The organism is Arthrobacter sp. JCM 19049 (genome assembly GCF_001310435.1).
This window is the reverse complement of the sequence record NZ_BAXF01000374.1, coordinates 1-2,165: the sequence shown is the minus strand read 5'-3', so window position 1 is coordinate 2,165 and position 2,165 is coordinate 1. Positions and strand designations below refer to the sequence as shown.

Here is a 2,165-nt window from a genome sequence, read left to right as displayed (position 1 = left end):
GCGCAATCCCGCAAAGGATTGGCGCCCCTGGCCGGTGGCCGTGAGAAACCTCGCGGCCCGCGTCGGCGGCTATGCTAGATGGAGGTGCCGCGCACGTTCTCCGGCGCCCACGGTCCGACCTTCTCCCGGTCCGGCATCGGCTTGCCGTCCAGCAGCTGGCCCGCATCGGCAAGGTCACCGACCTTGTGGATGCGCAGTGTGTTGGTGGACCCGGCCTGCCCTGGAGGCGAACCGGCGGCGATGCACACCAGGTCGTTGACCTCGGCCAGCCCCTCGGAGAGCAGGCGTTCGTCGACCTGGGCGGTCATCTTGTCGGTGTGGTCGGCGTATTCCACCAGGCGGGCCTGCACACCCCACATCAGGGTCATGATGTTGTAGGTCTGCGGCAGCGGGGTGAAGGCCAGCACCGGCTTGTGCGGGCGCAGCCGGGAGAGGCGGCGCGCCGAGTCACCGGACTGGGTGAACGCGACAATGTACTTCACATCGAGCTGGTCGGCAATCTCCACGGCGGCGCGGGTGATCGCCCCGCCGCGGGTCTTGGGCTTGGAGCCCAGCCGCGGGATGCGGTCCAGGCCGTGCTGCTCAGTGGAGGTGATGATCCGGGCCATGGTGGCCACGGTCTCCACCGGTAGCGCCCACCGAGGTCTCCCCGGAGAGCATGACCGCGTCGGCGCCGTCGATGACCGCGTTGGCGCAGTCCGAGGCCTCGGCCCGGGTGGGGGTCGGGGACTCGATCATCGATTCGAGCACCTGGGTGGCCACGATGACCGGCTTCGCCCAGCGGCGGGCCAGTTCGATGGCGCGCTTCTGCACCATCGGGACCTCCTCCAGCGGCAGCTCCACGCCCAGATCGCCGCGGGCGACCATGATCGCGTCAAACGCGTCGATGATCTCCTCTAGGGCGGCGACGGCCTGCGGCTTTTCGATCTTGGCGATCACCGGCAGGCGGCGGCCTTCCTCATCCATGATTTCGTGCACGCGACGGATGTCGCTGGCGTTGCGCACGAAGGACAGGGCGACCATGTCCACCCCGGCGCGGATCGCCCAGCGCAGGTCGTCCTCATCCTTCTCGCTCAGTGCCGGCACGTTCACCGCGACGCCGGGCAGGTTGATGCCCTTGTTGTTGGACACCTCCCCGCCGACGACGACTTCGGTGAGCACCTTGACCTCGTCGACCTGCAGGGCGCGCAGCTGGACCTTGCCGTCGTTGACCAGCAGCATGTCCCCCGGCTGCACATCCCCGGGCAGGCCCTTGAAGGTGGTGGAGCAGATGCTGCGGTCCCCTTCGATGTCCTCGGTGGTGATGGTGAACCGCTCCCCCGGCTCCAGGATGTACTTCGCGTCGTCCTTGAACCGGCCCAGGCGGATCTTCGGGCCCTGCAGGTCGGCGAAGATCCCCACCGCGCGGCCTACCTCACGGGAGGCGTTGCGCACGTTTTCCAGGTTGTTCGCGTGTGTGGAATGGTCGCCATGGCTCATGTTCAGCCGGGCGACGTCCACCCCGGCCTGCAACACCGCCACGGTGTTTTCGTAGCTCTCAATCGATGGTCCCCAGGTAGCAACAATCTTCGCGCGTCTCATACCGTCAGCCTATTATGCCTTTCACTTTCCACGGTACGTCCGGCCGGGAATTCCAAGGCTGAAACTCCATGGCTGGCCGCAACGCACCCGTGACACTCACATGATGCTGATGGCCCTATCGGTGGGGGCGACCGGTGCGGGCAACATGGTGTGCCCCTGCAGGTGACGGTCCACCGCCGCGGCGACGGAGCGCCCCTCGGCGATGGCCCACACGATCAGGGACTGTCCCCGACCGGCGTCCCCGGCGGCGAACACATTGTCCGCGCCGGTGTGGTAGTAGCCATCACGGGCGACGTTGCCCAGATTGTCGAAATCGATACTGACCTGTTCATCCAGCCCGGCTTTTTCCGGTCCGGTGAACCCGAGGGCGAGCAGCACCAGATCCGCCTTGATCAGCTTCTCGGTGCCGGGCTTCGGGAGGCGTGAGCCAGCGACAAATTCCGTCTCTGCCACTGTAACACCGATCACCCGGCCCTGCCGACCATTAAATCTCACAGTGGAGGCAGGTAGCTGCGCTGCCCGCCCTCCTCGTGGGAGGACTGTACCTCGAACAGCGGCGGCACCGTCGGCCACGGGTGCCCGGG

2 pseudogenes are annotated in these 2,165 nt (G+C 66.9%); both read right to left on the bottom strand.

Features of this window, described 5'->3' with window-relative positions:
• Positions 1 to 74: 74 nt before the first annotated feature.
• Positions 75 to 1,581, bottom strand: a pseudogene (gene pyk, locus JCM19049_RS12330) (pyruvate kinase).
• A 96-nt stretch (positions 1,582 to 1,677) separates the two neighbouring features.
• Positions 1,678 to 2,165, bottom strand: a pseudogene (locus JCM19049_RS12325) (FAD-dependent oxidoreductase); the annotation flags it as partial.